The sequence below is a fragment of the Williamsia sp. 1138 genome (assembly GCF_002095435.2).
Lineage (GTDB): Bacteria > Actinomycetota > Actinomycetes > Mycobacteriales > Mycobacteriaceae > Williamsia.
In genome coordinates this window covers 13,704-39,894 of sequence record NZ_MJEJ02000047.1, presented here as the reverse complement: position 1 = coordinate 39,894, position 26,191 = coordinate 13,704, and the positions used below count along the sequence as shown (strand labels likewise).

Annotated in this window: 26 protein-coding genes; 10 read left to right on the top strand and 16 right to left on the bottom strand. The window is 64.2% G+C overall.

The genetic code is table 11. The features are described 5' to 3' along the window. Window positions 1-44 precede the first annotated feature (44 nt). Window positions 45-704 (top strand): phosphate signaling complex protein PhoU, encoded by a 660-nt coding sequence (phoU, locus tag BH683_RS17435; protein ID WP_084837552.1) that lies wholly within the window; start codon window positions 45-47, stop codon window positions 702-704. A 98-nt stretch (window positions 705-802) separates the two neighbouring features. Here the strand turns inward: phoU and BH683_RS17430 are convergent, their stop codons facing one another. From BH683_RS17430 to BH683_RS17395, 8 genes are all read right to left on the bottom strand, one after another. Next, on the bottom strand, window positions 803-1,660 hold the full coding sequence (locus BH683_RS17430) for a protein kinase (protein ID WP_084837551.1): 858 nt from the start codon (window positions 1,658-1,660) through the stop codon (window positions 803-805). Beyond that, on the bottom strand, window positions 1,650-3,044 hold the full coding sequence (locus BH683_RS17425; protein WP_143696075.1) for an FHA domain-containing protein: 1,395 nt from the start codon (window positions 3,042-3,044) through the stop codon (window positions 1,650-1,652). Before BH683_RS17425 ends, BH683_RS17430 begins: the two co-directional genes overlap by 11 nt. 53 nt (window positions 3,045-3,097) lie before the next feature. Next, window positions 3,098-3,874 (bottom strand): phosphate ABC transporter ATP-binding protein PstB, encoded by a 777-nt coding sequence (gene pstB / locus BH683_RS17420; RefSeq protein WP_084837549.1) that lies wholly within the window; start codon window positions 3,872-3,874, stop codon window positions 3,098-3,100. Between the two features lie 53 nt (window positions 3,875-3,927). Then, window positions 3,928-4,821 (bottom strand): phosphate ABC transporter permease PstA, encoded by an 894-nt coding sequence (gene pstA, locus BH683_RS17415; RefSeq protein ID WP_084837548.1) that lies wholly within the window; start codon window positions 4,819-4,821, stop codon window positions 3,928-3,930. A gap of 1 nt (window position 4,822) precedes the next feature. After that, window positions 4,823-5,872 carry a phosphate ABC transporter permease subunit PstC gene (gene pstC / locus BH683_RS17410; RefSeq protein ID WP_084837547.1) on the bottom strand — a complete coding sequence of 350 codons (1,050 nt, stop codon included), beginning with the start codon at window positions 5,870-5,872 and terminating at the stop codon, window positions 4,823-4,825. Between the two features lie 50 nt (window positions 5,873-5,922). Further along, window positions 5,923-6,978: a phosphate ABC transporter substrate-binding protein PstS gene (pstS, locus tag BH683_RS17405; RefSeq protein WP_084837726.1), complete on the bottom strand. Its 1,056-nt coding sequence runs from the start codon at window positions 6,976-6,978 to the stop codon at window positions 5,923-5,925. 259 nt (window positions 6,979-7,237) lie between these two features. After that, entirely contained in the window at window positions 7,238-8,104 is an 867-nt protein-coding gene (mshD, locus tag BH683_RS17400; RefSeq protein ID WP_084837546.1) for a mycothiol synthase, read from the bottom strand. After that, window positions 8,094-8,891, bottom strand: a complete 798-nt coding sequence (locus BH683_RS17395) for a response regulator transcription factor (RefSeq protein WP_084837545.1) — start codon at window positions 8,889-8,891, stop codon at window positions 8,094-8,096. The genes mshD and BH683_RS17395 overlap by 11 nt, the downstream gene beginning before the upstream one ends. A 178-nt stretch (window positions 8,892-9,069) precedes the next feature. Here BH683_RS17395 and BH683_RS17390 point away from each other — a divergent pair, with 178 nt between their 5' ends. The 3 genes from BH683_RS17390 to BH683_RS17380 all read left to right on the top strand — a co-directional run bounded on the left by BH683_RS17390 (window position 9,070) and on the right by BH683_RS17380 (window position 11,298). Further along, window positions 9,070-9,882: an LmeA family phospholipid-binding protein gene (locus BH683_RS17390; protein WP_168187067.1), complete on the top strand. Its 813-nt coding sequence runs from the start codon at window positions 9,070-9,072 to the stop codon at window positions 9,880-9,882. Between the two features lie 271 nt (window positions 9,883-10,153). Further along, window positions 10,154-10,987 (top strand): sulfurtransferase, encoded by an 834-nt coding sequence (locus BH683_RS17385; RefSeq protein ID WP_084837543.1) that lies wholly within the window; start codon window positions 10,154-10,156, stop codon window positions 10,985-10,987. Between the two features lie 5 nt (window positions 10,988-10,992). Next, entirely contained in the window at window positions 10,993-11,298 is a 306-nt protein-coding gene (locus tag BH683_RS17380) for a DUF1416 domain-containing protein (protein WP_084837542.1), read from the top strand. A 155-nt stretch (window positions 11,299-11,453) separates the two neighbouring features. Here the strand turns inward: BH683_RS17380 and BH683_RS17375 are convergent, their stop codons facing one another. Next, complete coding sequence (locus BH683_RS17375) at window positions 11,454-11,777, bottom strand: hypothetical protein (protein WP_143696074.1); 324 nt, start codon at window positions 11,775-11,777, stop codon at window positions 11,454-11,456. Window positions 11,778-12,100: 323 nt separating this feature from the next. Between BH683_RS17375 and BH683_RS17370 the strand changes: the two genes are divergently transcribed. From BH683_RS17370 to BH683_RS17355, 3 genes are all read left to right on the top strand, one after another. Then, a complete protein-coding gene (locus tag BH683_RS17370; protein WP_084837540.1) occupies window positions 12,101-13,630 on the top strand; it encodes an alpha/beta hydrolase in 1,530 nt (509 codons plus the stop codon). A gap of 44 nt (window positions 13,631-13,674) precedes the next feature. Continuing rightward, complete coding sequence (locus tag BH683_RS17365; RefSeq protein ID WP_084837539.1) at window positions 13,675-14,229, top strand: LppA family lipoprotein; 555 nt, start codon at window positions 13,675-13,677, stop codon at window positions 14,227-14,229. A gap of 170 nt (window positions 14,230-14,399) precedes the next feature. Then, complete coding sequence (locus tag BH683_RS17355; RefSeq protein ID WP_084837538.1) at window positions 14,400-15,014, top strand: FABP family protein; 615 nt, start codon at window positions 14,400-14,402, stop codon at window positions 15,012-15,014. Here the strand turns inward: BH683_RS17355 and BH683_RS17350 are convergent. After that, a complete protein-coding gene (locus BH683_RS17350; protein ID WP_084837537.1) occupies window positions 15,002-15,874 on the bottom strand; it encodes an NAD-dependent epimerase/dehydratase family protein in 873 nt (290 codons plus the stop codon). The genes BH683_RS17355 and BH683_RS17350 overlap by 13 nt on opposite strands. An 88-nt stretch (window positions 15,875-15,962) precedes the next feature. Here BH683_RS17350 and BH683_RS17345 point away from each other — a divergent pair, with 88 nt between their 5' ends. Beyond that, window positions 15,963-16,328, top strand: coding sequence for a helix-turn-helix domain-containing protein (locus BH683_RS17345; RefSeq protein WP_084837536.1), 366 nt, complete (start codon window positions 15,963-15,965; stop codon window positions 16,326-16,328). On the opposite strand, the gene BH683_RS17340 is transcribed toward BH683_RS17345, so the two are convergent. From BH683_RS17340 to BH683_RS17315, 6 genes are all read right to left on the bottom strand, one after another. Beyond that, window positions 16,319-16,906 carry a hypothetical protein gene (locus BH683_RS17340; protein WP_084837535.1) on the bottom strand — a complete coding sequence of 196 codons (588 nt, stop codon included), beginning with the start codon at window positions 16,904-16,906 and terminating at the stop codon, window positions 16,319-16,321. The two genes, BH683_RS17345 and BH683_RS17340, sit on opposite strands and share 10 nt — an antisense overlap. A gap of 242 nt (window positions 16,907-17,148) precedes the next feature. After that, window positions 17,149-18,837 carry a thiol reductant ABC exporter subunit CydC gene (gene cydC / locus BH683_RS17335; protein WP_084837534.1) on the bottom strand — a complete coding sequence of 563 codons (1,689 nt, stop codon included), beginning with the start codon at window positions 18,835-18,837 and terminating at the stop codon, window positions 17,149-17,151. Further along, window positions 18,830-20,536 carry a thiol reductant ABC exporter subunit CydD gene (gene cydD / locus BH683_RS17330; RefSeq protein WP_084837533.1) on the bottom strand — a complete coding sequence of 569 codons (1,707 nt, stop codon included), beginning with the start codon at window positions 20,534-20,536 and terminating at the stop codon, window positions 18,830-18,832. The genes cydC and cydD overlap by 8 nt, the downstream gene beginning before the upstream one ends. Continuing rightward, entirely contained in the window at window positions 20,533-21,594 is a 1,062-nt protein-coding gene (cydB, locus tag BH683_RS17325) for a cytochrome d ubiquinol oxidase subunit II (protein ID WP_084837532.1), read from the bottom strand. Before cydB ends, cydD begins: the two co-directional genes overlap by 4 nt. Window positions 21,595-21,612: 18 nt before the next feature. Beyond that, window positions 21,613-23,232, bottom strand: coding sequence for a cytochrome ubiquinol oxidase subunit I (locus tag BH683_RS17320; protein WP_084837531.1), 1,620 nt, complete (start codon window positions 23,230-23,232; stop codon window positions 21,613-21,615). Window positions 23,233-23,434: 202 nt separating this feature from the next. Then, window positions 23,435-24,346, bottom strand: a complete 912-nt coding sequence (locus tag BH683_RS17315) for an aminodeoxychorismate lyase (protein WP_084837530.1) — start codon at window positions 24,344-24,346, stop codon at window positions 23,435-23,437. Window positions 24,347-24,457: 111 nt separating this feature from the next. On the opposite strand from BH683_RS17315, the gene BH683_RS17310 reads away from it, so the two are divergent. Both BH683_RS17310 and BH683_RS17305 read left to right on the top strand, forming a co-directional pair. Further along, window positions 24,458-25,510 carry a folate-binding protein gene (locus BH683_RS17310; RefSeq protein WP_348639228.1) on the top strand — a complete coding sequence of 351 codons (1,053 nt, stop codon included), beginning with the start codon at window positions 24,458-24,460 and terminating at the stop codon, window positions 25,508-25,510. Then, on the top strand, window positions 25,507-26,148 hold the full coding sequence (locus tag BH683_RS17305) for an MOSC domain-containing protein (protein ID WP_084837529.1): 642 nt from the start codon (window positions 25,507-25,509) through the stop codon (window positions 26,146-26,148). Before BH683_RS17310 ends, BH683_RS17305 begins: the two co-directional genes overlap by 4 nt. Window positions 26,149-26,191 lie beyond the last annotated feature (43 nt).

The window sequence follows — 26,191 nt, the reverse complement described above, 5'->3', positions numbered from 1 at the left end:
CGGCCGACCACCAATTACACCGATTGTGGCAGTACGGTTGATACATGCGTAGTGCCTACATTGAGCAGATGGCGGAACTCAACGGAGTTCTGGGACAGATGTGCGAACTGGCCGGGGTGGCGATGGAACGATCCACCCAGGCGTTGCTCCAGGCGGACCTCGCGGTCGCCGAGGAGGTCATCGGGAGCCATGAACACCTGACGACCTTGTCGACCCAAGCCGAGGAACGGGCGTTCGCCATCCTCGCGCTGCAGGCACCGGTTGCCGGCGACCTGCGCTCGATCGTCAGCGGTTTCCAGATCGTCGCGGACATCGACCGGATGGGTGCGCTGGCCCTCCACGTCGCGAAGGTCGCGCGCCGCCGGCACCCCGCCAAGGCACTGCCGGAAGAGGTCAACGGCTACTTTGCCGAGATGGGCCGGCTGGCGATCACCATGGCGTCGAACGCTCGCGAGGTGCTGACCACCCAGAACCCGGAAGACGCCCTGAAGCTGCAGGACGACGACGACGCGATGGACGACCTGCACCGTCACCTGTTCACCGTGCTGATGGACCGCGAGTGGAGCCACGGCGTCGCGGCGGCCGTCGACGTGACCCTGCTGGGTCGCTACTACGAGCGCTTCGCCGACCACGCCGTGCTGATCGGCCGGCGAGTCGTCTTCCAGGCGACCGGTCAGACCCCGGAACAGTTCATCGAGGTCTGACTCTTCTCCACAGAAGCACACGCTCCGGTCAGAATCACACGTTGCAACATGTGATTTTGACTGGAGAGTGTGCTTTTGTCGTTGTGCTGCAGAATGATTCAGCGTGACGACGAACGAAGTGCCGCGATCCGTTCGGCGAGTTCGGCTGCAGTCCTGAAACGATCACTGTGCGGTGCAAGGCATTCTGAGATCAGGTCACGCTCGGCGGGTGACAGCGACTCACTGAGCCTGGGCTTGGTCGACTGTACGGTACGGATTGCGACCAGTGGCTGCATGTCGGGCAATTCGCCGTACAGCCCCTCACCGGTCAACGCCCGATGGATGGTGGCCCCGAGCGCCCACAAATCCGTTGCACGAGAGGGTGTCTGACCGACCAGGGTATCCGGATCTGCGAACTCCAGAGTCGCTGACGACCCAATGCCGCTGACGGCCGTGGCAGCGGTGATCACCCGAGCCAATCCGAGCCCGGAGAGGGCTCCCGCCGGCCCACCGGCACCCGTCCCGGCGATCATGACGTTGGCAGGCTTGATGTCGCCGTGCACAAGTCCCGCCTCGTGCATGTCGTGCGCTCCCCTCGCCGCACACTCCAGCACCGCGAGCGCCTGATCCCGCTGTAGCGGCATCGCGGGGGCCGCCATCGAGCCACCCGCGAAGTAGACCATCGAATACATGAAGAGGTCGTGCAGCGCCGCCTCGTACAAGTGCACGAGGTACCCCGAGTCCACCGCTGCGAAAGTCCGCAGTTCTCGGGCCCCTCGATGAAAGGCATCCTCACCACAAGGATTCGAGAACACCTTCAGTGCAACGTGTTCGACCTCGAGGCCCAGTCGATCGGGCGGTATCGCGAGGTAGCAGAGACCGTGACTTCCCGCGCCGAGCCCGCGAACGATGCGGTAGTCCGCGATCACCGGCGGGACGCGGCGGGAATCAGTGCTGGGCGTGCCGTCAACGAACATCGCTGATCCTCCCGTGGGGCGCCTCGAACAGCAGCGACCGGCTACCCACCCGGAGCTGGGACCCCGGGTACAGCACCGCTTCCTGCCCGCGACGCAGGGTGATCCATCCCGACGCCCTGGGCAATCGGACGTAGGTTCCGTTCACCGAACCGGCATCCACCACCCGAACCTCCCAATCGACAAGGCGCAGTTCGCAATGCGCTCGCGACATCGAGCCGGAGGTGTCGTTGATGCGGATCGGGTCGAGCGGGCCGATCCCCACGCTCGCGATACCGCCGCGGCTTGCCACCATGGGCTCCGGGTCGCGGCCGATCAGCAGGTCACCTGCCACCACGAACGTGGTGCCGTCGTCGATCACCAAAAGCCCCAGTGGCGGGCGGGGTCCTTGCACCAGTGCGCCGGTCATGCGATCGATCCGGATCCCGCAGCGGGTGCACACCGGCAGCCGGGGATCGTTGATATGGCCGTTGGCACACAGCAATCCGTTGATCTGTAGCTGCTGATCACGCAGCGCGACCTTGGGGTTGACCGCACTGACGGGCCGGTTCGCGACGTCGGTGGGCGCCGACGACAACGCCGCATCGGCCGGGCCCACGACGTCGCGCGGAGGCACCAGTGTGGGTTCGGCGATGCCCTGCCGGAACGCCGCCGGTGCACGGGGCCCGCCGACGATGGGCAGCGGGATGCGGGCCGATCTGGGCAGCGGCGGGACGTCGTCGAGACGGACGGCGAAAGTTGGTGGCACCAGTGGGGTCGCGTCTGCCGGGGCGGTTGCGGATCCGACGACGACGCCATCGCCGGCGATCGGTTCCGGTATCGCGACCGGGGGCGGTTCGGGAATCGTGTAGACGGCGCTGTCCGTCGACGGCGAGGCCGAAGGCCACAGAATCATTCCGGCGCCCGGCGCAGCCCCCTTCTCGAGACTGAAGATCTCGGACGGGGCGATCCCGGTTGCCCCGATCGGTCCCCCGGCCAGCGGGTCGGTCGCATCGATCGTGAGCGCCAGCGCGAAGATCGTGCTCGGGTAACTGCGCTGGACCAGGAACCCGGCGTCCGCGCCCCGGATCACCTCGGGGGTCGCGAACTCGGTGACGTACACCCGGACCGTCGCGGCGCCGTAGGCGAACACTTCGAGCCCGCCGTGCCGGTCTGAAGAGATGACCGCGAAGTCGGGACTGCTGTCCTCGTTCGCGAGCAGCCATTTCGTCAACGACCGCAGCCGTGACCCTTCGACGCCATCGAGCGACTCCGTCGCCAGCTGCGCGAGTTCGGTCAGCGTGGCGCTGGTCCGCATCGGATCCGCGTCCACCAACAGCAGCGATGGTCCACGCCTGAGTGCGACACCGCGGCCGGGCAGCACGCTGACCGGATGTTTAGCCGTCACCCATCCATCATTGCAGTGGCGCCCCGGGAGCGAAGGGCTGGGCCGCGCGCGAACTATCCAAATCTGCCGGAGATGTAATCTTCCGTCGCCTTCTGGGCGGGGTTGGAGAACATGGTCTCGGTGTCGCTGACCTCGATCAGCTGCCCTGGCTGGCCGACGCCTGCGAGGTTGAAGAACGCGGTCTGGTCGCTCACGCGCGCAGCCTGCTGCATGTTGTGCGTGACGATGACGATGGTGAAGTCCTTCTTGAGCTCGTTGATGAGCTCTTCGATGGCCAGCGTCGAGATCGGGTCGAGAGCCGAGCAGGGCTCGTCCATCAACAGCACCTCGGGCGAGACGGCGATGGCGCGGGCGATGCACAGACGCTGCTGCTGCCCACCGGAGAGACCACCGCCGGGCTTGTCGAGGCGGTCCTTGACCTCTTCCCAGAGGTTCGCGCCGCGCAGGCTGCGCTCTGCCGTCTCGTCGAGCTGCTTCTTGTCCCGCAGGCCCTGCAAACGCAGGCCGGCGACGACGTTGTCCTTGATCGACATCGTCGGGAACGGGTTCGGACGCTGGAAGACCATGCCGATGGTCGAGCGCACGGACACGGGGTCGGTTCCCTTGTTGTAGATGTCCTCGCCGTCGAGCAGCACCTTGCCTTCGACACGGGCACCTGGGGTGACCTCATGCATCCGGTTCAGGGTGCGCAGCACGGTGGATTTGCCGCAACCGGACGGGCCGATGAACGCCGTAATGCAGCGTGGCGGGACTTCGAGGCTGACGTCCTTCACTGCGTGGAAGGCACTGTAGTAGATGTTCAGATCTTTGATGTCGAGGCGCTTTGCCATGATTCGAGTCTTTCTTTAGCTTCGGCGGTAGTTGCTTGTGTCTCGTCAGGTCGCTAGAACTTCTTGGGCGAGAAGACCTTCGAGACGACTTTGGCGCCGAAGTAGACAATCGCCACCAGGATCACCAGGGTCAGTGCGGCGCCCCACACCGTGTCGAAGGCACCGGGACCGTTGTTGTACTGCTGCACCATCATCAGCGGCAGCGACTGCTGATTGCCTTCGAAGGGGTTGGAGTTCAGCACCTTGGTCGATCCCACGAGAATGAGGACCGGCGCCGATTCACCCATCACCCGGGCGATCGCCAGCATCACGCCGGTGATGATGCCCGAGAGCGCCGTCGGGAGGACGATCCTCACGATCGTCTTCCACTTCGGAACGCCCAGCGCGTAGGACGCCTCGCGCAGATCCTGCGGGACGATCTTGAGCATTTCTTCGGTGGACCGGACCACGATCGGCGCCATCAGGAGCACCAGGGCCAGCGAGACCACGAACCCGGAGCGCGGGAGGTCAAAGGTGGTGCGCCACACCGCATAGATGAACAGCGCGGCGACGATCGACGGCACACCCGAGAGGATGTCGACCATGAAGGTCGTGATCTTCTGCAGTTTCGAGTTGTTGCCGTATTCGACCAGGTAGATGGCCACGAAGATACCGATGGGGATGGCGATGACCGCAGCGATGGCGGTCTGCTGCAGCGTGCCGATGATCGCGTTGAGGGCGCCACCGCGCAGCTCGGACTTCTGCCACCAGCTCGGATCGATGATCGCTTCGAAACCGCGGGAGACCAGGGTCCAGAGCAGCCAGATCAGCGGGATCATCGCGATGACAACGGCTGCCGTGACCAGGACGGCGGCACCCTTGTCGCCGATCTTGCGGCTGCGCTTGACCGGGGTGAAACCCGAGGGTGTGCGCTTGACCGGGGCGGTACTTGCGTCGAGTGTCGTCATGTCACTTGGCCTTCCGTCCGGTGATGACTGCGCGGGCCGCGGAGTTGACGATGAACGTCAGGACGAACAGGGTCAGGCCGGCCGAGATGTAGGCGCCGGTCTTGGCCGGGGAATCGAACTCGGCCGCGTTGTTCGCGATCTTGGTGGCGAAGGTCTCGCCACTCTCCATCAGGTTGAAGTCGATCGGTCCTGCGGTCGAGATGATGAGCAGCAGGGCCATCGTCTCGCCGAGTGCACGACCGAGGCCGAGCATCGATCCGCTGATGTAGCCGGAGAATCCGAAGGGGATCACCGATACGCGGACTACCTCGAACTTGGTCGCGCCGAGGGCGAGTGCGGCCTCGCGGTGGCCGACCGGGGTCTGCACGAAGACCTCCCGGGTGACCGAGGTGATGATCGGCAGGATCATCACCGCGAGCACGATCCCGGCCGTCAGCATCGTGCCACCGGTGGACATGTTCGCCACCTGCGAGGGCTCCTGGAAGAACGGGAGGAAGCCCAGGTTGCCGACCAGCCACTCGTTGAGCGGAACCAGCGCCGGACCCAGGACGAGGATGCCCCAGAGGCCGTAGACGATGGAGGGCACTGCGGCGAGCAGGTCGATCACGTAGGAGATCGGGCTGACCAGCCGCCGGGGCGCGTATTCGGTGAGGAAGATCGCGATACCCAGCGCGACCGGCATCGCGAGCAACAGTGCGATGAACGACACCAGCAGGGTTGCGTAGAGCAGACCTGGGATACCGAACTTCATGTCACCGTCGGTGATCCACGGACCGGTGTAGGTGAGGAAGTTCGCAGTGTTGTCGAGCAGCGACGGGACTGCCTGGATGATCAGGAACAGCGCGATCAAGCCGATGATCGCCGAGATGAAGACACCCGAACCCACCGAGAGTGTTCGGAAGATCCGGTCACCCAGGCGAACCGCGGATCCGTCTGTCTTGATCAGCGAGTCGTCTGGTCCGGCCGGTCCGCCACCGATGGTGGTGTCTTGTTGAGTCGTCGAGGAGCTCATGTGCCCTTTCGCCCTCGTCGTATCGTCGAGCTCAGTCATCCTCGACTACCGTCATTTCGAATCATCTTGGGAGTCCCGTCGCTCTCAGATCACTTCAGAGCGTCGATGGACGTCTGCAGTTTAGCTTTGAAGGCATCCGGCAACGGTGTGTAGCCCAGCTCGGACAGTCCATCCTGGCCCTCGTTGAGGATGGTGGTGAAGGCGTCCTTGATGGTCGTCTGGATGTCGCCTTCATAGCCCGCCGAGCAGACGATCTCGTACGTGGTCAGCAGGAGCGGGTACGCACCTGCTTCCTTGATCGAGAACAGTGCGTCGGTGTCGACAACCAGGTTGTTCGAGTTAGGGTCTTTGAACGTGACCGCGTCGAGCGCCTTCGCCGAGGTGTCGGCGGTCAGTTCCGTCGCTCCGGCGCCGAAGTCGAGGCTGGCAACGCCGAGCTGATTCTCCTGGGCGAAGCCCCACTCGACGTAGGTGACCGAGCCCGGGGTCTTCTTCACGGTGTCGCCGACGCCGGTCGACTTGGCCGCAGCCGAGCCGCCCTGGCCCTTGAACGCCTTGTCGTGTTCGTAGGGCCACGCCTGCGGAGCCGCGTTCTGCAGGAAGCGCTGGAAGTTGTCCGTGGTACCGGAGCTGTCGCTGCGGTGCACCGGCACGATCGCGGTGCTCGGCAGGGTCACGCCGGGATTCAGGGCGGCGATCTCCGGCGCGTTCCAGGTGGTGATCTTCGAATCGAAGATCCCGGCCAGGACCGTCGGGTTGAGCACGAGGTTGTCGACGCCATCCAGGTTGTAGGCGATCGCAACCGGGCCCGCGACCATCGGGAGGTTCCAGGCCTCGTTGCCGCCGCAGCGGGTCGCTGCCTCGGTGATCTCGTCGTCCTTCAGAGCCGAATCCGATCCGGCGAAGTCGACGTCGCTGCTGAGGAACTTGGCGACACCGTCGCCCGAGCCCGAGCCCGTGTAGTTCAGGACGACGCCACCGTTGTCGGCGACCACCGTCTGGAAGTGCTCCATCGCCTTCTGCTGCGCGGTCGAGCCTTCACCGCTGATGGTCCCACCGCTCGAGTCCTCGCTGCTGCAGCCGGCCATCACCAGAGCAGTTACTGCGGCCGCACACACGATGGCGCCACTTGACTTGATTCTCACCGAAGATTCCTCCATGGGCTTTGCTCATGACACCTCGTGATTTCGGGATGCCACGTCAGTTTCCGAACGCCTTACGCGCTACCTGATGAAAGCTAGAGCCCGGTCATGGACGGATTACCTACACATGGTTAACCGAAGATGAATTGAAGGGTGTCGGAATTCATCGGTTCGGCGCAGGTGAAAATCTGCCTGGACACGCGTCGTTCACCTTCGGGTCACCAGGAGTACGAACAACCCTCGTGAGCAGCGGTGTTCAGGCCTATCCGTACGCCACATCGATGGCGTAGCGAGTGAATCCGAGCTTGTTGTAGGTGTTCAACGCGGCCGTGTTGTCGCCTTCGACATACAGTTCGACCTCACCGAGACCGAGATCACGGAGGTGATGCAGCCCCGCGAGGGTCAAGATCCGGCCCAGTCCCCGCCCCTGGGCGGCAGGGTCCACCCCGACGATGTACACCTCGCCCAATTCCGCTGTGTCCCCCTCCGCTGGGTGCACCTTGGTCCAGTGGAACCCGAGGAGTCGATCGGGGTCCGCGGCGTCGAAGGCCAAGAACACCCCCGCGGCATCGAACCAGTCGGAGCCGGTCCGTTCGTCGATCTGCTCGGCACTCCAGCCACCCTGCTCGGGGTGCCACGCGAACGCCGCGTTGTTCACCCGCAGGATCTCGGGGTCGTCGGTCGGCCCGGCGTAGGTGCGCAGGACGAGATCGTCGGGCACGAGGAGATCGGGCAGCGGATCGGTGAGGGGACGACGCAGTTGGAGCAGCTCACGAAGCGGGGTCAGACCCATATCCTCTGCCAGCGCGCTCGCCGCGGGCAGATCGCCGTGCGCCCAGACTCGCCGATCGCCCTCCACCTGGCCGAGAACCGTTGTCAGCAAGCGTTTTCCGTGGCCCTGCTGGCGGTGCTCGGGGTCGACGACGAGTTCGATCATCGCCGGTTCGCCGTCGCGGGAAGGTTGCACGTTGGCGTATCCGACCACGTCGTCGCCGCTGGACACCGTGAACTCCGCGATTCCGGGACGCCCGATCGCCGCCACCGCCTGCTCGCCGAGCGGTGCCACCCTGTCAGCGAGCGTTGCCGCGGCGACAATGTCGCGGACCCGCTGGGTCGACTCAACTCCCATTGGTGCTGGAACTGAACTGTTGATCGGGGAAATCGACGCCGTCGGGGCCGGTCACGTCGTCGAGATCGGGACCGTCGGTCGGATCCTCGGGAGGCTCGGAGCTTCCGCCGCGACCACCGCGGTTCGGTCGGACCGCTTTGTAGCCGACGTTCCGGACCGTTCCGATCAGCGATTCGTACTCACTCCCGAGCTTTGCCCGCAGTCGTCGTACGTGAACATCCACGGTGCGGGTGCCGCCGAAGAAGTCGTAACCCCACACCTCTTGCAACAGCTGGGCGCGGGTGAACACCCGGCCGGCATTCTGGGCGAGGTACTTGAGGAGCTCGAACTCCTTGTAGGTCAGGTCGAGCGGACGGCCGCGCAACCGGGCCGTGTACGTGCCCTCATCGATGACCAGATCGCCCAGCGTGACCTTGCCACTGGCCTCTTCGGCAGTGACGCCACGGCTGCGGACGACAAGGAGGCGCAGTCGCGCATCCAGTTCGGCCGGGCCCGTGGCAGGTAGGAGGAAGTCATCGAGGCCCCACTCCGAATTGACGGCGACCAGGCCACCTTCTGTGAGCACCGCAACGACAGGCACGGACGAACCCGTACTCCCCAAGAGCCGACACAGGCCACGCGCGGCGGCAAGGTCTGACCGCGCGTCAACGATGGCGACATCAGCGTTTCCGGCCTCCATCAGCGACGACACCTCGGTGGGTGCAACACGGACGGTGTGAGCCAGCAGCGACAACGACGGCAGTACGGCTTCAGGGGTGGGATCGGCTGTCAACAACAAGAGATCCACAAACCACTCCGATCTCGATTATTCGTATATGTACGCTGCCTTACGGGCGTGTGCGAGATAGATGACAGAATAGCGTCATTTCAGTCAGTACCCGTTAACAAGTCCTCTCGGGGACCTGGCCAGGGTTCCGCCGGCGCCGTTGCCGAAGCGAGCAAAATTCGTGTGTAGAGGGGATTTGGTGCGCAAACTGCTCGCCGGGGTGCTCATCGTCCTCTGCGTCGCGACTGTTACCGACTTCTCCGTCGCGGCCTACGCAGAATACCGTTATTCCCGGGCACTTCGGGCGGCGTCGGACCTCGACTTCGACCCTGAGGTCACGATCACCGGATTCCCGTTCATCGTGCAGGCGACCGGCGACGACTACGAGCAGATCGGTATCACAGCCAGGGGCACTGACCTGGGGAATGGGCGTCGCGGCGACCTCCGTTCGAGGCTGTCCGGGGTGCACCGCATCGGGGGCGATTGGGTGATCACCGAATCGACGCAGCTGCGGGTCGACAAGGTGACCGGATCCCTGAAGATCGATTCGGTCAATCTGGGCCGATTTCTCGGTATCGAGGACCTCACGGTGACGACACCGGCGCCTGAGGACAAGGCAGGTGGCGGCGGTCCGGGCGACGGGATCCTGACGAGCGACAAAGGCATCGTTCTGACCGGCACGGTCAATTTGCCCGATAAGGGTAATTCCGGTCACACCACTGCACCGCCGCGAGAAAAGGTCAGCGTCTCGGCTGATCTGTCCGTGCGTGACGGCGCCCTACGGATCGACGCCACCTCCCTGTATTCGGGGTCGGCCGATCACGTGGAGAGCGACGTCACCGACGCCGAGGTTCCCTTCGTGCTTGCGCAGTTCAGTCAGACCCTGCCGGTGCTGCCGTTGCCCTGGTCGCTGCGCGCCGTCTCCGCGGCCAGTCAGGGCAGCGATGTGGTCGTCGACGGGGAGGCGAAACCGCTCGTGGTGACCGCGCAGGACTTCCTGCCAGGGTCGTGATCGGGTCCGATTTCGCTGCGGTACGCTGACTGCCATGCAACTGGGCCGTGAGTTGATGCTCACACGTCGCCGGGCGATCGACTTCTGTCGCATCGCCAACTGTTGCTGTCTGAGCCGGTAACGGCGGCTCCGCAGTTCGTCTGCGGCCGCATCCGGCGTACCCCTGGTCGCATCTTCTGGCCCCAGGCGATCACTGTGCGCCCCAGCAAGCACCCACAGCTGTATCTTCATCGCGGTCTCTCACTGCCGCACCCCCAACGAAAGGAAAACCATGGCTCGCTCCGATGTCCTGGTCAGCGCCGACTGGGCTGAGCAGAACCTGAAAGCAGACAAGACCGTCTTCATCGAGGTCGACGAAGACACCTCGGCGTACGAGGGCGGCCACATCGAAGGCGCCATCCGTCTCGACTGGCGCAAGGACCTGCAGGACGGCGTCCGTCGCGACTTCCTGAACCAGGAACAGTTCTCCGAACTGCTCTCGGCCAAGGGCGTTTCGAACGACGACACCGTTGTCCTGTACGGCGGCAACAACAACTGGTTCGCTGCATACGCGTACTGGTACTTCAAGCTGTACGGCCACAAGGACGTCAAGCTGATCGACGGCGGCCGCAAGAAGTGGGAACTCGACGGCCGCCCGCTGTCGAAGGACGAGGTCAACCTGCCCGCCGCCACCTACAAGGCAGAGGCACCCAACAACGACATCCGCGCCTTCCGCGACGAGGTCATCAACGCCATCGGCAGCAAGAACCTCGTCGACGTGCGTAGCCCAGATGAGTTCTCGGGCAAGATCCTCGCGCCGGCCCACCTCCCTCAGGAGCAGGCTCAGCAGAAGGGCCACATCCCCGGAGCCATCAACATCCCGTGGAGCACCACCGCCAACGAGGACGGCACCTTCAAGTCGGACGAAGATCTCACAAAGCTCTACGCCGACAAGGGATTTGACGAGAGCAAAGAAACCATCGCATACTGCCGTATCGGCGAGCGTTCGAGCCACACCTGGTTCGTCCTCGATCAGATCCTCGGTAAGACCAATGTCAAGAACTACGACGGCAGCTGGGTCGAATACGGCTCACTCGTCGGCGCCCCGATCGAACTGGGAGAGTAAATAATATGTGTGCTGCGCCTAAACAGGGTCAGAAACTGCCCGCCGGTGTTGATACCGAGAAAGAGACCGTGTTGACCGGTCAGGTGCTCGACACCGACGGCAACCCGGTGGCCGGCGCGTTCGTGCGGCTGCTCGACAAGACCGGCGAGTTCACCGCCGAGGTTGTCGCCAGCGGTACGGGCGACTTCCGCTTCTTCGCCGCTCCGGGCACCTGGACGCTGCGCGCCCTGTCGTCGACCGGCAACGGCGACGTCACCGTGCATCCAGACGGTGCCGGAGTCCACGAGCACGACGTGGTCGTCAGCAAGTAAGAGCTCCACTTCCAAAGCCCGGTCCGCCTGTCGAGGTGGGCCGGGTTTTGTTGTGCGACAGACGTTATGCCCACCACATTCGGCTCCGCCTGGACCGCTCGAGGGCATATGTCCCTCGACGCCCACGCAGGGGCCGAATCTGGTGATACCTGTGGCTAGAGATCCAGAACCGAGCTTCTCTGTGCGGACGCATGTTTCGCGACCACCCGAAGCTGTTCCCCCGCATCCTGATCGGCGGTGCCAAGAGCGATGGCGGCTCCCCGCAGGCCCTGCACGATGTCATCCACCGCGAAGTCCAAAGACTGTCGCCGTTTGCTCAGGTAGGTGGTGAACTCTCCCAGCGCCCCGTTTGCAGTCCCACGGAACGAGTCTGCACCGCCAGTATTGATTCTTGTCTCGCCCTCTGACAGCTCGTCGTCGGCCAGCAACCCAGCCTGCACTGTCATCGTCGCCGCGGTCATGACATCTTCGATTGACACGCGCAGATCTTCTGACACAGCTCCCCCTCGCTTGACTCCCCGAGCAATACCCTAGGCTATTGTCCGCCACACCGAGTGTCGTGGCTTGGTCGTTCGAGGGGGCGAATTGGACCTGGGGGATATTCGTGCGTGGGACGTCGCGGGACTGTCCACGTTGCAGACGACGCTGTCGAGTCGAGGGGACACGCTCACGGACGTCAAATCAAAGCTGCAGTCAATCGGCCAGTTGCCGGGCTGGCAGGGCGAATCGGTTCACGCGGCGAGGCAAAAAGTTCACCATCACCGCCGGTGACCTTTCCGACGAAGTTGCGACGGTCAGCGCCGTGCAGGAACTCGCGCGACAGACAGAAGTCGCAGTAGAGCATTTGCAGGCCGAGTTGAAGAAGCTCGACAGCGATGCCGCTTCGAACCAGATGATGCTGCACGACGACGGGCAGGTCACCTACAGCACAGACTGTAAAGAAGCCGACGAGATCGAAAGATTGAAGCGCGCGGAGTTGCAGATCGAGACAGCCGCGCGCGCCTTGATGACGCAGGCCGCCGACGTCGATTCCGACGCAACTGCCGTGCTGCGAAAGGCTGCATCGGGCGAGATAACCGCCGGTGACGCCACGTCCACCGAAGAAATCAAGAGGACTGGTCGCGAACAGGGAAGTCTCACAACAGATCCGCCGGCACCACAACTGACGCCGCTGGAGGCCAAAGAGTACTGGGATGCGCTGTCGCCTGAGCAGCAAAACTACGTCCTCTCCCAACATCCTGGATGGGTCGGCAACGTCGACGGCATTCCGGCCGCAGTTCGCGACAAGGCCAACCGAGCGATGATCCCAGTCGAGAGGGCCCGACTCGAAGCGGAACGTAAACGTTTGCAGGACAACATTGACGACAATCACTTCGGCGGCACGTTCACGAATGAGGACGCAGCACTCTGGTATGTGGAAGAAAAATTGAAGGATCTGGATGCGGTTGCGGCAGAGCTTGGGAGACTCGTACCCGACGATGACCAGAGCACGCCCGACCGACCTCGAGATTTGAAATTGATGCTCCTCGACATGACCAGCGGCGAGCGCGGCCATGCGGCTGTGGCTGTCGGCGATCCCGATACCGCCGACCATGTCTCTGTGACCACACCGGGCTTCGGCACAAATGTTAACGGCAGCTTAGAAGGAATGGTCACCGAGGCATCGAACCTTCAGAAAGAGGCACTACGACAGCTGGACTTCGTCGGAGAAGAAAACCAAACGGTGGCCACAATTGCCTGGATCGGATATGACACCCCCAATTCGACCGGGCCCGGCAACCTCGACACCGCCAGAGGTGGAATCGACGTTGCTTCCGACTCGAAGGCTGACGACGCCGCAACCGATCTTGCGAACTTCTACAGGGGGGTCGACGCCGCGTCTGAGACGTCTGATCCCCACATCACGGCGTTGGGTCACTCGTACGGCTCAGTTGTCACATCTCACGCGCTCCAGGAATCGCATGGTGCCGGCGTGGACGATGCAGTGTTCTACGGTTCGCCGGGTCTGGGTGATGCCGGAACAGTGTCCACTGTCAACGCCCGCACGTTGGGTCTGGACGAGGGGGATGCATTCGTGATCGAGAACGAGGGTGACCACATTGCAGACTTTGGAACCTATGGCGGCGACCCCACCCGAACCGGGGACCTCATGCAGTTGTCGGCTGATGAAGGCGTCGACCGCACCGGCATTGCCCGTGAGGGAGGGAGCGGCCACGCGGACTATCCACGATCGGTCAAAGGCCCCGACAACAACGAGTGGCTCCGGATGGCCGGCTACAACTTGGCGTCTGTGCTCACCGACTCAGGCCTCGAGATCGAAGAACCAAAGTGACCGGGCCATCGAAAACACCCAAACGATGGCTCCGACCATTACTGATGATCTGCGCCGTACTCGCAGTCATCGCAGCCATTCTTGTGATCGGCCTCTTTGCACTCGGCAAGGTGTACGAGAGCTCCAACGACTCCGAAGGAGAGCAATTGTCAGCTGAAGATCTCGCCCGCAACGACCGGCACCTCCGTGCTCAACCCTCGTTCGAAGAAGCCGCTCAACAGCTCAATACATTTCTCATCGAGACCAGCAACGTGCTGTCTGAAGCGTTCCCCTATCTCCAGTTCAGCTGGAACCGCGACTTCACTACGACCACCTGCCCCGGCTACTCCGACAACGCGTTCAGAGGGCAGTCCGCGACTCGCCTCGCGGACCTACCTGTGGCACCGGACGATTGGGATCGAGCGTTCCAGATCGTCGTCGATCACGCCTCGACGCTCGGAACGGTGAAGACCGGGGCGCTGCACGATGAATCGACAGTGCACGACACCCTCATCACGGCGGGTGGCTTCAGCATCCGGTTCGGATCCATCAAAGCAACCGGACTGAGCGGCGACACTCCCTGTCGACTCCCGCAATCCGTCCTCGATCAGGCGCCCTGACGTGACTGATCAGCCCGTCTGAAGTGAGGTAATCCCCACACGCACCGAGCAGGCGGCGCGAGTTAGAATGCCTAGGTGGTCATCTTCTTCGAAGCTCTCTTGGTTCTGGCGAGTATCTTGATCGCCTGGTTCGGCGTGTACGTCCTTTACCGGCTGGTCACTGACGAATCGTGACCCGTTCCGGCAACGAGGCGGTCAACCAGGCTGAGATCCGGGCGCAGGAAACCGGCGCCCGGAACGTTCCGGCGCTGCCTGACCTGCCGTTACCCGACGACACCGCCAACCTCCGTCAGGGTGCTGACCTGCATCCGGGCCTGCTCGCACTACTCCCGATGGTGGGTATCTGGCGAGGTGAGGGCGAGGGTAACCACCCCGAGACCGGCGACTACCGCTTCGGACAGCAGCTCATCGTCAGCCACGACGGACAGAACTACCTGAACTGGGAAGCCCGCAGCTGGACGATCGACGACGATGCGAACTACGTCGGCCCCGACGCCCGCGAAACCGGCTTCTGGCGGATCGGCGACGACGACACCATCGAACTCCTCCTCACCCACGCCGAAGGCTGGGTCGAGATCTTCTACGGCAACCCGCTGAACCAGACGTCGTGGGAACTGGCCACCGATGTCGTGATCAAGGCGGCGTCTGGCGTCAAGGCCGGTGGAGCCAAGCGTTTGTACGGTCTGGTCGAAGACGGGGATCTGGCCTACGTCGAAGAACGTGTCGACTCGGACGGTGACCTGGTGCCTCGCGCCTCCGCCAAACTGAGTCGCTACGCCGGCTGACCCGCGCTCCGATAGCCCGCCGCGAGCTCGTCCTGCAAGGACGTCTGCATCGGTTGCCACCCGAGATCCCGGGAACGCACCTTCTCGCTGACCACTTGATCGAGCAGAAGAGCGTCTGCGAACGCAGCGCCCAAGCGGGCACGCGTGTCATCCACATGCTCCGCAGTCAAGGTCGCTCCCGGGTGTGCAGCGCCGTACAGGTCGGCAACAGTCGCCGAACTGCTCGCCCCGATCAATCGGCCACCTGGATTGCCTTCTAAAGCAAGCACATACAGCTTCGCGAGATCACGGACATGGACCGTTCCCCAGTGCTGCGAACCATCGCCGATGAGTACGACCTCACCGGTTCCCGCACCGGGGGCATCGACGACGATGTTCGCGATGCCACCACCCTCGCCGTACACGATGCCGGGAGCCACGATCGTTGCCGCCACCGTGGATTCGAGCAGCCGCTGCTCCTGCTCCAAGCGCCAGGCGACGATGGCCGGCGGATCGAGAGGCGAATCCTCCACGATCTGCGACTGCGAACCCCAGATCCACACCCCACTGGTGTGCACGTAGTGCTTATCGGTCCCGCCGAACTCCGCGAGCACCGCGTCGATCACTGCCGCGTCGAAGGTCTCGCTGGTGGCATCGCCCGGGCTCGCCGTGTGGATGGCGCCGTCCGCACCTGCCAGCAGCACGCGCACTGCAGCGACGTCCGCGAGGTCGACGCTCACCGCCTCCGCACCCTTTGCCCGAACGGTGGTCGCCGCAGGCTCAGACCGCACCAACGCGATCACCTGCTTGCCCCGGGCGAGGAGTTCGTCGAGCACCGCTCCTCCGATGTATCCGGTCGCACCGGTCAACACAACAGTCATTTCAGCACCTCTCCGCAGGCATTTTCTAGCACGTGATCAGGACAGTATCCGCCGGATACCGGTGACTTCAACGTGCCATACTTACCTCATGGAAAGCATCCAGGCTGACGTGTTGAAGCCGAACTGCCCGAGCCGCATGGTCGTCGAGCGCCTCGGCGAGAGATGGACCCTCTTGGTGCTCATCGCGCTGCGGTCCGGCCCCGTCCGCTTCACCGCGCTGCGCGAGAAGATCGGCGTGGTGACGCCCAAGGTGCTGACCCAGACGTTGCGTGGACTCGAGCACGACGGCCTGATACTCCGCACGATCTACCCCGAGATACCACCGCGAGTCGAGTACGAATTGACCGCACTCGGAGAGTCCCTGATGGGACCGGTCGATGCACTCAGAGTGTGGTCCGAAGCCAACAGCAACCAGATCGTCGCCGCGCGAGAGGCCGCCGACCGTCAGACGTGACCAGCGTCGGCTGCGAGGAAGGCGCGACCACGCTCGGACAGTTCGTATCCGACAACGAGACTGTGCGTCAGACCCAGATTCTTCAGCTTCCGTACATCCAGTTTGAATGAATCCTTCTCACGGTCAACCTTTTCCGCGAGTTCAACGGCACGTAGGCCTGGATACTCCGCGATCAGATCAAGTGTGGCCCTGGTCCACGGTCCGACCGGGCTACGCGCATCGAAACGGGCCAACCTGGCGGTGATGTCGGCGAGGTCGGCGGGGCTGAGATCATCGGCGCCGCGTAGGGCGATACGCGGATCGGGCCCGGCCCATTCCAGACCGATCCTGAAAACGGGATCGGAGTCCTTGCCTCGGAATCGTCTTCGAATGCTCGCGACGGATGCCTCGCCCGCGGCGCGTGCATCGTCCTCGCTGATCGATGCCGGGTCGATGTCGTCGATTGCGGTAATCCGCACCAAACCCGCATACGTGTGGAAGACCTCGTCCACCCTGACCCGGGCCTGTGCCCAGCGACGGAAGGCGAGCGATACAGACCCGTCGGCTACACCGGTGGCCACCGCCATCGGCAGAATCATTGCTGCCCACCCATCCGGATTCGGAATCCACCTCACAACGAGAACAGACCCCGCACCACCCGCAAGAAGCGGGTTGACCGACCTTGGACGAGGTCGAGGTGCGGGGTCCGGTGACCACCGTGGATTAGCTCCATACCGCCTGAGGCACAGAACATTCCACAGAACGGCCGGTTAGCTGGTGGTCACCTCACGTGTCCTAGAAATCAATTTCAGACCACCTCCTTCCTCGTGTACCGACGAAACTACTCCCGGTTCCAGGACTCGGCAACAGCTTTTTCTGCCGGCGAAAACGAGGAGAGGTCGACGACCAGGTCAGCCCGATGATCGCGGGGCAATTGGTGGGTCACCATCACCATGGCCCGCTCGCGTTCGAGCGTGCGGCCGTGGACGTCGAGCAGCTGAGCCTGCAGAATTGCCGCATCGTCGCGGTCGAGGTTTTCCGCGGGTTCGTCGATGAGGAGGATCGGCGCTGCGTTGATCAGTGCCCGGGCCAACAGCAGGCGGCGCCGCTGGCCGCCACTGATCGAGTCGGCGCCTGCAGTGAGTTCGGTGTCGAGGCCGTCGGGCAAGCCGCGGACCCAACCCGTCAGTCCCACCCGTTCGATTGCCGAGGTCAACTCGTCCTCGGAGGCGTCTCCCCGTGAGACGAGCAGATTCTCGCGAACGCTGGTCACGAAGATGTGCCCGTCCTCGGCGAAGTATCGCACCAGCGATTCATCGTCCTCGGTGTGTTCGACACTGCCCGTCAGCGGCTCCAGCAGCCCGGCGAGGGTGAGCAACAGGGTCGACTTGCCGCATCCGCTCGGCCCCACCACAGCGATCCGCGTGCCCGGGGCGACGTCGAGGTCGAGACCGGCGGCTCCACCGAACTCGGCACCGCCTGGCCAGCCCCAGCGCAGTCCGCGGACCCTCATCTCACCGGGCCCCAGGTCGGCCGAGACCCGCCGCTGCACCGCGCGGTAGTCGTCGGACCTGTCGACCATCGCCATGATGCGGCGGGCGGCCCCACGACTGCGCTGCAGCTGCAACGCGGCCTCGGTCATCACGCCGGTCGACTCGAACGCACTCAGCGGCAGCAGGATCAGCACGCCGAGGGCCATCGGTGAGACCTCGTTCGCCAGCCCGATCCCGACCATCGCGGCAACGATGACCGAGATACCCACAGCGAGTGGCAACGCGGCCGTTCCCCATGCGCCCTGCGCCGCGCCCTGATCAGCGGCCCGTTCGGCGTCGAGCTCGGCGGACCGCGCATCGGCGAGGACACCCTGTTGCCGACGGGCGACGGCAAGTTCGGGAGCGTGGTCGAGCAACGTCATCACGGCCTCCGCGCTACGTTGCTGCGCGACAGCACCCTCATGCGTGGCCCGCGCCGCACCACGCGCGGCCAGCCACGGCGCGAGCATTGCGCTGACTGCAAGACACAGCGCCAACGCCAGAGCCGCCCACCAGGACACGATCGCCATGACCGCGACGGCAGCGCCTGAGACCACAAACGACACCCCTATCGGGATGAGCGCACGAATCACCGCGTTGCCGATCTCGTCGACGTCCGAGCCCGTGCGCGCGAGCAGTTCGCCCCGTCGGAGACCGACCGAGTAGCCGGCAGGTCCTCCGGCCAGTGCCAGGTAGAGCCGCCGGCGGGCGGTCGACATCGCGTCCAGGGCCAGGTCATGCGTCGCCAGTCGCTCGAAATAGCGGAACAGACCACGCGAGATCCCCAGCGCCCGTACCGCTGTCACCGCCACCGAGAGGTACAGCACCGGCGGCATCTGCCACGCCCGGGTGATGAGCCAGGCGGACAGCGCGGCGAGAGCCAACGCGCTGCCCGCACCGAGGACCCCCAGCCCGAGTGACTTGGCGACCGGCTTTCCACGCAGTCCGAGCAATCCCAACGCAGACCAGAGCGGGTCGCCGCGCAGTCGCTCACGCATGACGCACCCCCGCGATATCGATGATGTCGTCTCCTGCCGCGATCATCGCCGGGCGGTGCGCGACCACCACGACCGTGTCTCCCGACCGCGCGCGGGCCTGCAATGCTCGTGCCACAGCGACCTCCGATTCGGGGTCGAGGTGGGTGGTGGGCTCGTCGAGCAGCAGCAGTGGGGCCGGCGACGACAAGACCCGCGCCAATGCCAGTCGTTGCCGCTGCCCTGCTGACAGACCCACGCCCCCGCTGCCGAGCCGGGCCTGCCAGCCACCCGGGAGTTCTTCCAGTACACCGTCGAATCCGCTGACCTGGCAGGCGGTCTCGCGCTCCCGATCGCCGACCGGCCCGAGCAGTTCAAAGTTCTCGGCGACGGTACCCGGCACCAGGACAGGATGCTGAGGCAGCCACGCCACCTGCTCCCACAGCGCCTGCCGGTCGAGTTCGGTCACCGGCACCGAACCGATGAGGACCGATCCTTCGTCGGGCAGCTGGAGCCCGAGCATTGCCGCGAGCAACGTCGACTTGCCACTGCCGTTGGGTCCGGTCAGCACCGTCAACCGACCCGGGGAGATGGTGGCGGTCAGATCGTGCGGTGCCCAGCCATCGCGCCCGTGTACCCCTAGCCCGACGACGGAGATGGCCGCGCCGGCGATCGCCACCGAACGGCTGGCGGGCGTCATACCGGCCTTCTCGCCTTCGATGATCGCGAAAACCTCTCGGGCACTGGCGACCCCGGCCTCCGAGTTGTGGAACTGTGCGCCGGCCGTCCGCAATGGCAGGTAGACCTCGGGAGCCAGGATCAGCGCGAGCACAGCGCCATACAAACCCATCTCCCCGAACACCAGTCGCAGGCCGATGCTCACCGCCACCAGGGCCACACTGAGCGTCGCCAGGAACTCCAGGATGGCACCGGAGAGGAAAGCGACCCGCAGAGCCTGCATCGTGCTCCGGCGATGGGCCTGCCCCAGCTCGTGCACCCGTGCCGCTGGATCGCGCTCACGACCGAGGGCCCGCAGGGTCGGGATACCGGCAATGAGGTCGAGGAGCTGTGATGACAGGCGGCTCATCGCGTCGAGGCGATCGGCGGTGCGCTCGCGCGTCATCAGTCCGATGAGAATCATGAAGATCGGGATGAGCGGTAACGTGATCACCACGATGACGGCGGACGTGAGGTCTGCCCAGGCCATCACGATCACCAACACCGGAATCACGACCACCGAGAGAATCAGCGCCGGAACGTATCCGGTCAGGTACGGGCCAACTGCTTCCAGCCCGCGGGTGAGCGTGGTGGCCAGCCGATCCCGTGCCCGCAGCAGCTCCCGCGGCGATGTCCGGGCAGGGTCTGACACCGCCGTCAACGCGGCGTCGCGCAATTCCGCGATCACCCTGGTACTGGCGCGGTGGGCGTAGCGATCGTGGAGGTAGACAGCCCCCACCCGGACAAGAATCGCCGCCGCCAGGGTGATCAGATGCGAGGCCTGCGCATCCAGACTCCGCAGACTCGGCGACACGATCAGTTCCGACAGGATCGAGGCGACCATCGTCGCGGTCACTATCACCGAGATCACCTGGATGAGCGCCATCAGCACGGTGAGCGCCACGTACCGCCGAGATGCCGACGAGTACTTCAACAAGCGCGGGTCGATGGGCGGCCCCGACCTCGAGCGGCGTCCCGCCTTGGTGGGCTGGACGGTCGAGGTCATGTCGACTTCTCGGTCACCTTGCGTTCTCGCAAGGGAAGTCCGATCGACGGCGGGATGTGACTGGTCGAGATGCGTTGGCGGAAGACCCAGTACGTCCAGGCCTGGTAGCACATGACGATCGGGGTGATGATCGCTGCCGCCCAGGTGATCACGACCAGGGTGTAATGGCTGGAGGCACTGCCCTCGATGGTCATGTTGAAGGCCGGATCCGTGGTCGAGGGGATCACGTTCGGGAACATCGATCCGAGGATGAGGATCACAACGCCCGTGATGGCGACGGTGGTAGCGACGAAGGCCCATCCCTCTCGGCGGGCGAACGCCAGGACTGTCGCCGAGATGATCGCCACTGCCGCGGTTCCCAGCGCGATCCAGGTCCAGTCCTTGCCGTATTCGATCTGGGTCCACAGACCCCACACCGCTGCCACGACGGTCGTCGGCACCGCGATCCACAAGGCCGCCTTCATCGAATCCTGTTGCAGCTCATCCGAGGTCTTGAGAGCCAAGAACACCGCGCCGTGGGTTGCGAACAACATCGCTGTGGCGACACCACCGAGAAGTGCATACGGTGAGAGCAGATCGAAGAAGTTGCCGGTAAACTGCTCTTCGCCGTCGATCGGCAGGCCGCGTACCAGGTTCGCGAACGCAACACCCCACAGGATCGCAGGTAACCACGATCCCAGGCCGATACCGACGTCCGCCCACCACCGCCACCGCGGATCGTCGATCTTCCCGCGCCACTCGATGGACACCACCCGCACGATCAAACCGACGAGGATGAGGAACAGCGGGATGTAGAAAGTGCTGAACATGGTTGCGTACCAGGCGGGAAACGCCGCGAACAGCGCGCCGCCACCGGTGATCAGCCACACCTCGTTGCCGTCCCAGACGGGGCCGATGGTGTTGAGCATCGCGCGACGCCGAGTGTCACCGGGTACGCCGTGCTTGGCGCGACCGAGGAACGGCATCAGCATGCCGACGCCGAAATCGAATCCCTCGAGAATGAAGTATCCGAGGAACAGGAAGCCGACGATCGCGAACCAGAACTCTGGCAAACTCATTGAGTACTCCTGCCGATCTCAGTAGGCGAACGAAAGATGTTTGGGTTCGTCGGATTTGGGACCGCCCTCCGGCGACGACGGATCGTCCGGCCCGCCGCCCCCATCCGGACCACTGGCCGCGGCGCCGGCGATCGGGGCCGCCGGACCCTCACGGGTGTACTTACGGATGAGCGTGAACCAGATGAGTCCGAGCGCTCCGTAGAGCAACGTGAAGATGATCAGTGACGTGAGCACCAGATAGCCCGAATGCCTGCTCACACCCTCTTGTACCGTCAGGTGGATGTTCTCCAGGCCGCCGCCGGCCCCGAGCGACTCCGGATTGGGCGCCACCATCCAGGGCTGTCTGCCCATCTCGGTGAAGATCCAGCCAGAACTGTTGGCCAAGAACGGGGTCGGGATCATCCAGATCGCGAACGTGCCGAACTTCTTCGAGTCCGGTATTCGTCCGCGTCGCATCAACCAAAGTGCGAGCAAGGCCAGAGCGCCCGAGCCGACCGCCCAGCCCATCATCGCGCGGAACGCCCAGTAGGTCACGAACAAGTTGGGCTTGTAGTTTCCGGGCCCGAAGTTCGCAACGTGCTCGGCCTGCAACTCCTCGACACCTTGCAGCGTCGAATCGAAGTTGTTGTCGGCCAGGAACGACAGCAGGTTGGGGATCTCGATGAGGTGCGTGACCGCTTCGCAGTTGTTCTGTGTTCCGATCGCGAGGACAGAGAATCCGACACCGGTTTCCGTGCTGCACAACGATTCTGCCGACGCCATCTTCATCGGTTGCTGTTTGAACATGAGCTTGGCCTGCTGGTCGCCGCTGATGGCCAGTGCGATTCCGCTGATGATCATGATCCACAGCGCCAGTCGTGTGACCGGACGGTACAGGGTGCGGGCGTCGCGCTCGAGTTGATCGGCCGATTTGCCGTGCATCGAGGGCGCGAGGTCGTCGGCGACGGCTGTTGCCGAACCCCCTCCGGCGCCCGCAGGCACCGTGTCCCGAAGCTTTGTCGCGCGCCGCATGTTTCGGACCATCCACCAGCAACCGATGCCCGCGACGAAGGTGCTCGCGGTCAAGAATGCGCCGGCGATCGTGTGAGGGAATGCGGCCAGCGTCGTGCTGTTGGTCATGACATCCCAGAGGCTTTTCAGCTCGGGGCGCTGCTTCTCCTCATTCCACTGCGCGCCGACAGGGTGTTGCATCCAGGAGTTCGCGGCGACGATGAACCACGCCGAAGCGTTGACGCCGATGGCCACCATCCAGATCGTCAGCAGGTGAACCTTTTTCGGGAGGCGGTCCCAGCCGAAGATCCACAGACCCAGGAATGTCGACTCCAGGAAGAAGGCAACGAGACCCTCGAGCGCCAACGGCCCGCCGAAAACGTCACCGACGAATCGACTGTATTCACTCCAGTTCATCCCGAACTGGAACTCCTGGACGATGCCGGTTGCCACGCCCAGCGCGAAGTTGATGAGGAACAACTTGCCGAAGAACTTGGTGGCACGCAACCAGGCTTCGTTGCCGGTCACTACCCACACTGTTTGCATGATCGCGACCATCGGCGCCAGGCCGATGGTCAGTGGAACCAAGATGAAGTGATAGACCGTCGTGATTCCGAACTGCCACCTGGAGACGTCCAGTGCATCCATTTTTGCCTCATTCGACGTACTGCTACTACCGACCGTAGTAGTTGCAGGCTACGCCGCTCGAGCAGCCCCGAACAAGCAAATCAGGCCAATTTCGACGTGCCGCTGACCACATATGGGTTACTCGGGGACACGGTCCCACCACCACGAGGACCCATGTCCCCGGGTTGGTAGTCGCAGGCGCCTTGGCGATGGCGCCGACGGATCAGTCGATTGCGCGATCGACCAGTGCCGAGAACTCCTCGGGATGCTCCGGGGCCGACATCTGATAGCCGTTGAACTTTGTGATCCGAGCGGCAAGAGTGATGCTCGACACCAGCCACACCGCATCGGCACACACCAGATCTGCGGGCCGCAGCGTCCCGATCTCGGTCTGCCAGCCTTCTTTCTCGGCCTGCGCGAAGATCGCCTGTTGCATTGTGCCGCCGAGGATTCCACTCTCGGCCGGCGGAGTCATCAGGTTCTTTCCCTCGACCGCGATCACCGTCGAGCGCGGGCTTTCGAGCACGATCCCCTCGCTACTGAGGTAGATCACGTCGTCGGCTCCCTGATCCTGCGCATAGCGAAGCGCAGCCATGTTGGTGGCGTAGCTCAGGGTTTTTGCGCCCAGCAGCTGCCACGGCGCCGAGGCGGCGAGGTCGATCGAGTAGCCACGCGAGGCGGTGATCACCTTGACGCCGTTCTCACGGACCACGGCGGCACGAGAGGGGACCGGACCGACCGTCAGGTATTCGGTTGCCCCGCCGATGTCGCGCGTGAGTCCGGTGTCGTCGCGATCCCTGCTGACCACCGCGTCGACGGGCGCAGATTCCCTGCCGCGTGAGTAGACCACGCGCATCAGCCCTTCTGCGTTGTCGCTCTTTTCGGCCCACACCCGGGCGCCGGTATCGATCGCCGAAGCCCACTTCTCCTCATCGGGCGCCGGCAGGTCCAGCGCCTTCGCGCTGCGGGCAAGCCGCTGTAAATGCAGGTCAACGATCCGCGCCCGACCGTCTCGGACCAGAAGGGTCTCGAATACACCGTCGCCACGCACCGCTGCGAGGTCGTCCCCGTGCAGGATCGGGACGTCTGGATCGAGGACAGCACCGTCGATGGTCACCAAGATCGATTCAGCCATAGCGGCAAGAGTAGCGAGGACGCTCGTACCATTGACAACGTGACTGAATTGTTGGACTCATTGCGCGCCATCGGTGCCGTCGGCGGCCCGGAAGAATCACTCGACGAAGCCGTGGCTTGGCACTTCGGCGACCCGTTCGGCGAGCAACGTGCCGCGGCGACGTCGGCGGTGATGATCGACCGCTCCCACCGCGGCGTCATCACGTTGACCGGCCCCGAACGCCTCAGCTGGCTGAACACCATCTCGAGCCAACTGGTGACCGATCTGTCCGAAGGGCGGAGTGCCGAGAACCTGAGCCTGGACGGCAACGGGCGGGTGGAAGACCACTTCTTGCTGACCGACCTCGACGGGACCACCTGGATCGACACCGAGGGCTTTCGCGTCGAGGCGCTCGCCGGCTTCCTGACCAAGATGGTGTTCTGGGCCCAGGTCGAGGTCGCAGCGCGTCCCGATATGGCGGTACTGACGCTCATCGGGCCCGAGACCCGAACCGGCGCCATCGCTCAATTGCTTCAAATACCGAGCACAGCAACAGTTTACAATGCCGGCCCTCTCGCTGAGGGCGGGTTCTGGCGGGTCATGCCGGCCGTTGGCGAGAATGCGGCCACCGAGACGATCGACCTGATCGTGCCGGTCGATCAGCTCACCACATGGTGGTCCAGCCTGACCGCTGTGGGCGTACGCCCCTCCGGTACCTGGACCTACGAGGCCATGCGGGTCTCGGCGCTGCGCCCCCGTCTCGGCGCAGACACTGACGAGCGGACGATTCCGCACGAGGTCAATTGGATCGGCTCACCGTCCGAGTTCGGTGCGGTGCACCTGAACAAGGGCTGCTACCGCGGCCAGGAAACGGTCGCGCGAGTGCACAACCTCGGTAAGCCACCCCGGCAGATGTTGCTTCTACATCTGGACGGCAGCGCGGATACGCGCCCGGTCACGGGCGATCCGGTCACTGCCGGCGGACGAACCGTGGGGCGCATCGGCACCGTCGTCGACCACTACGAGTACGGACCCATCGCGTTGGCCTTGATCAAGCGGGGCGTCCCCGCCGACACGGCGCTGGAAACCGGTGGCACGACCGCCGCCATCGATCCCGCCTCGGTCCCCGCGGACGATCGCGTCCAGGCCGGGCGGGCCGCCATCGAGCGACTGCGCGGGAAATGACCCTTCCCGAGGGCAAGGTCATCGCGGTCTGCGCTGTGCATGAGGATCTGCCGCTTGCGGGAGCCGTCGGCCGCAGTGCGATCGACAAGCGACCCATCGAAGGTCCTGTCGCCATAGATGAGTTCGGTCTGACAATCGACCACAGCTGTGACGTCAAACATCACGGCGGGATCGACCAAGCCGTTTACGCCTACTCCGAAGACGAGGCCCGACGCTGGGCGAGCGAACTCGGTCGCGACCTCGGCTACGGCTGGTTCGGCGAGAACCTGCGGATCTCAGGCATGCCGACCACCGACGCCATGATCGGTGAACGCTGGCAGATCGGCGAGACCCTGCTCGAGGTCACGATCGCACGCACCCCGTGTCGCACCTTCGCCGATTGGTCCGACGAGGACCATTGGGTCAAACGCTTCTATGAACGCGCCGACGTCGGCTGCTACCTGCGGGTCATCGAGGCCGGTGTGATTGCGGCCGGAGACGACGTCCGGGTGACCTCCCGCCCCGATCACGGCGTACTGGTCCGGGATCTGATCACCGGCCCCGATCCCGCTTCGCTGGAGAAGCTCCTCGCCGGCGAGGACCTCCCACCAAAGGTCGTCAGGGACGCGACTCGCTGGCAACGCAAGATGTCCAAGTAAATTCGCCGCTCCCGAGCCGAGCCGGTCCGCATCATGCCTGCGG

What these genes read in the sequence shown, in the direction of transcription:
- phoU (WP_084837552.1), top strand. Translation starts at nt 45, where the DNA reads ATGCGTAGTGCCTACATTGAGCAGATGGCGGAACTCAACGGAGTTCTG.
- BH683_RS17430 (WP_084837551.1), bottom strand. Translation starts at nt 1,660, where the DNA reads ATGTTCGTTGACGGCACGCCCAGCACTGATTCCCGCCGCGTCCCGCCG.
- pstB (WP_084837549.1), bottom strand. Translation starts at nt 3,874, where the DNA reads ATGGCAAAGCGCCTCGACATCAAAGATCTGAACATCTACTACAGTGCC.
- pstA (WP_084837548.1), bottom strand. Translation starts at nt 4,821, where the DNA reads ATGACGACACTCGACGCAAGTACCGCCCCGGTCAAGCGCACACCCTCG.
- pstC (WP_084837547.1), bottom strand. Translation starts at nt 5,872, where the DNA reads ATGACTGAGCTCGACGATACGACGAGGGCGAAAGGGCACATGAGCTCC.
- mshD (WP_084837546.1), bottom strand. Translation starts at nt 8,104, where the DNA reads ATGGGAGTTGAGTCGACCCAGCGGGTCCGCGACATTGTCGCCGCGGCA.
- BH683_RS17385 (WP_084837543.1), top strand. Translation starts at nt 10,154, where the DNA reads ATGGCTCGCTCCGATGTCCTGGTCAGCGCCGACTGGGCTGAGCAGAAC.
- BH683_RS17380 (WP_084837542.1), top strand. Translation starts at nt 10,993, where the DNA reads ATGTGTGCTGCGCCTAAACAGGGTCAGAAACTGCCCGCCGGTGTTGAT.
- BH683_RS17365 (WP_084837539.1), top strand. Translation starts at nt 13,675, where the DNA reads ATGATCTGCGCCGTACTCGCAGTCATCGCAGCCATTCTTGTGATCGGC.
- BH683_RS17350 (WP_084837537.1), bottom strand. Translation starts at nt 15,874, where the DNA reads ATGACTGTTGTGTTGACCGGTGCGACCGGATACATCGGAGGAGCGGTG.
- BH683_RS17345 (WP_084837536.1), top strand. Translation starts at nt 15,963, where the DNA reads ATGGAAAGCATCCAGGCTGACGTGTTGAAGCCGAACTGCCCGAGCCGC.
- BH683_RS17340 (WP_084837535.1), bottom strand. Translation starts at nt 16,906, where the DNA reads ATGATTCTGCCGATGGCGGTGGCCACCGGTGTAGCCGACGGGTCTGTA.
- cydC (WP_084837534.1), bottom strand. Translation starts at nt 18,837, where the DNA reads ATGCGTGAGCGACTGCGCGGCGACCCGCTCTGGTCTGCGTTGGGATTG.
- cydD (WP_084837533.1), bottom strand. Translation starts at nt 20,536, where the DNA reads ATGACCTCGACCGTCCAGCCCACCAAGGCGGGACGCCGCTCGAGGTCG.
- cydB (WP_084837532.1), bottom strand. Translation starts at nt 21,594, where the DNA reads ATGAGTTTGCCAGAGTTCTGGTTCGCGATCGTCGGCTTCCTGTTCCTC.
- BH683_RS17320 (WP_084837531.1), bottom strand. Translation starts at nt 23,232, where the DNA reads ATGGATGCACTGGACGTCTCCAGGTGGCAGTTCGGAATCACGACGGTC.
- BH683_RS17315 (WP_084837530.1), bottom strand. Translation starts at nt 24,346, where the DNA reads ATGGCTGAATCGATCTTGGTGACCATCGACGGTGCTGTCCTCGATCCA.
- BH683_RS17305 (WP_084837529.1), top strand. Translation starts at nt 25,507, where the DNA reads ATGACCCTTCCCGAGGGCAAGGTCATCGCGGTCTGCGCTGTGCATGAG.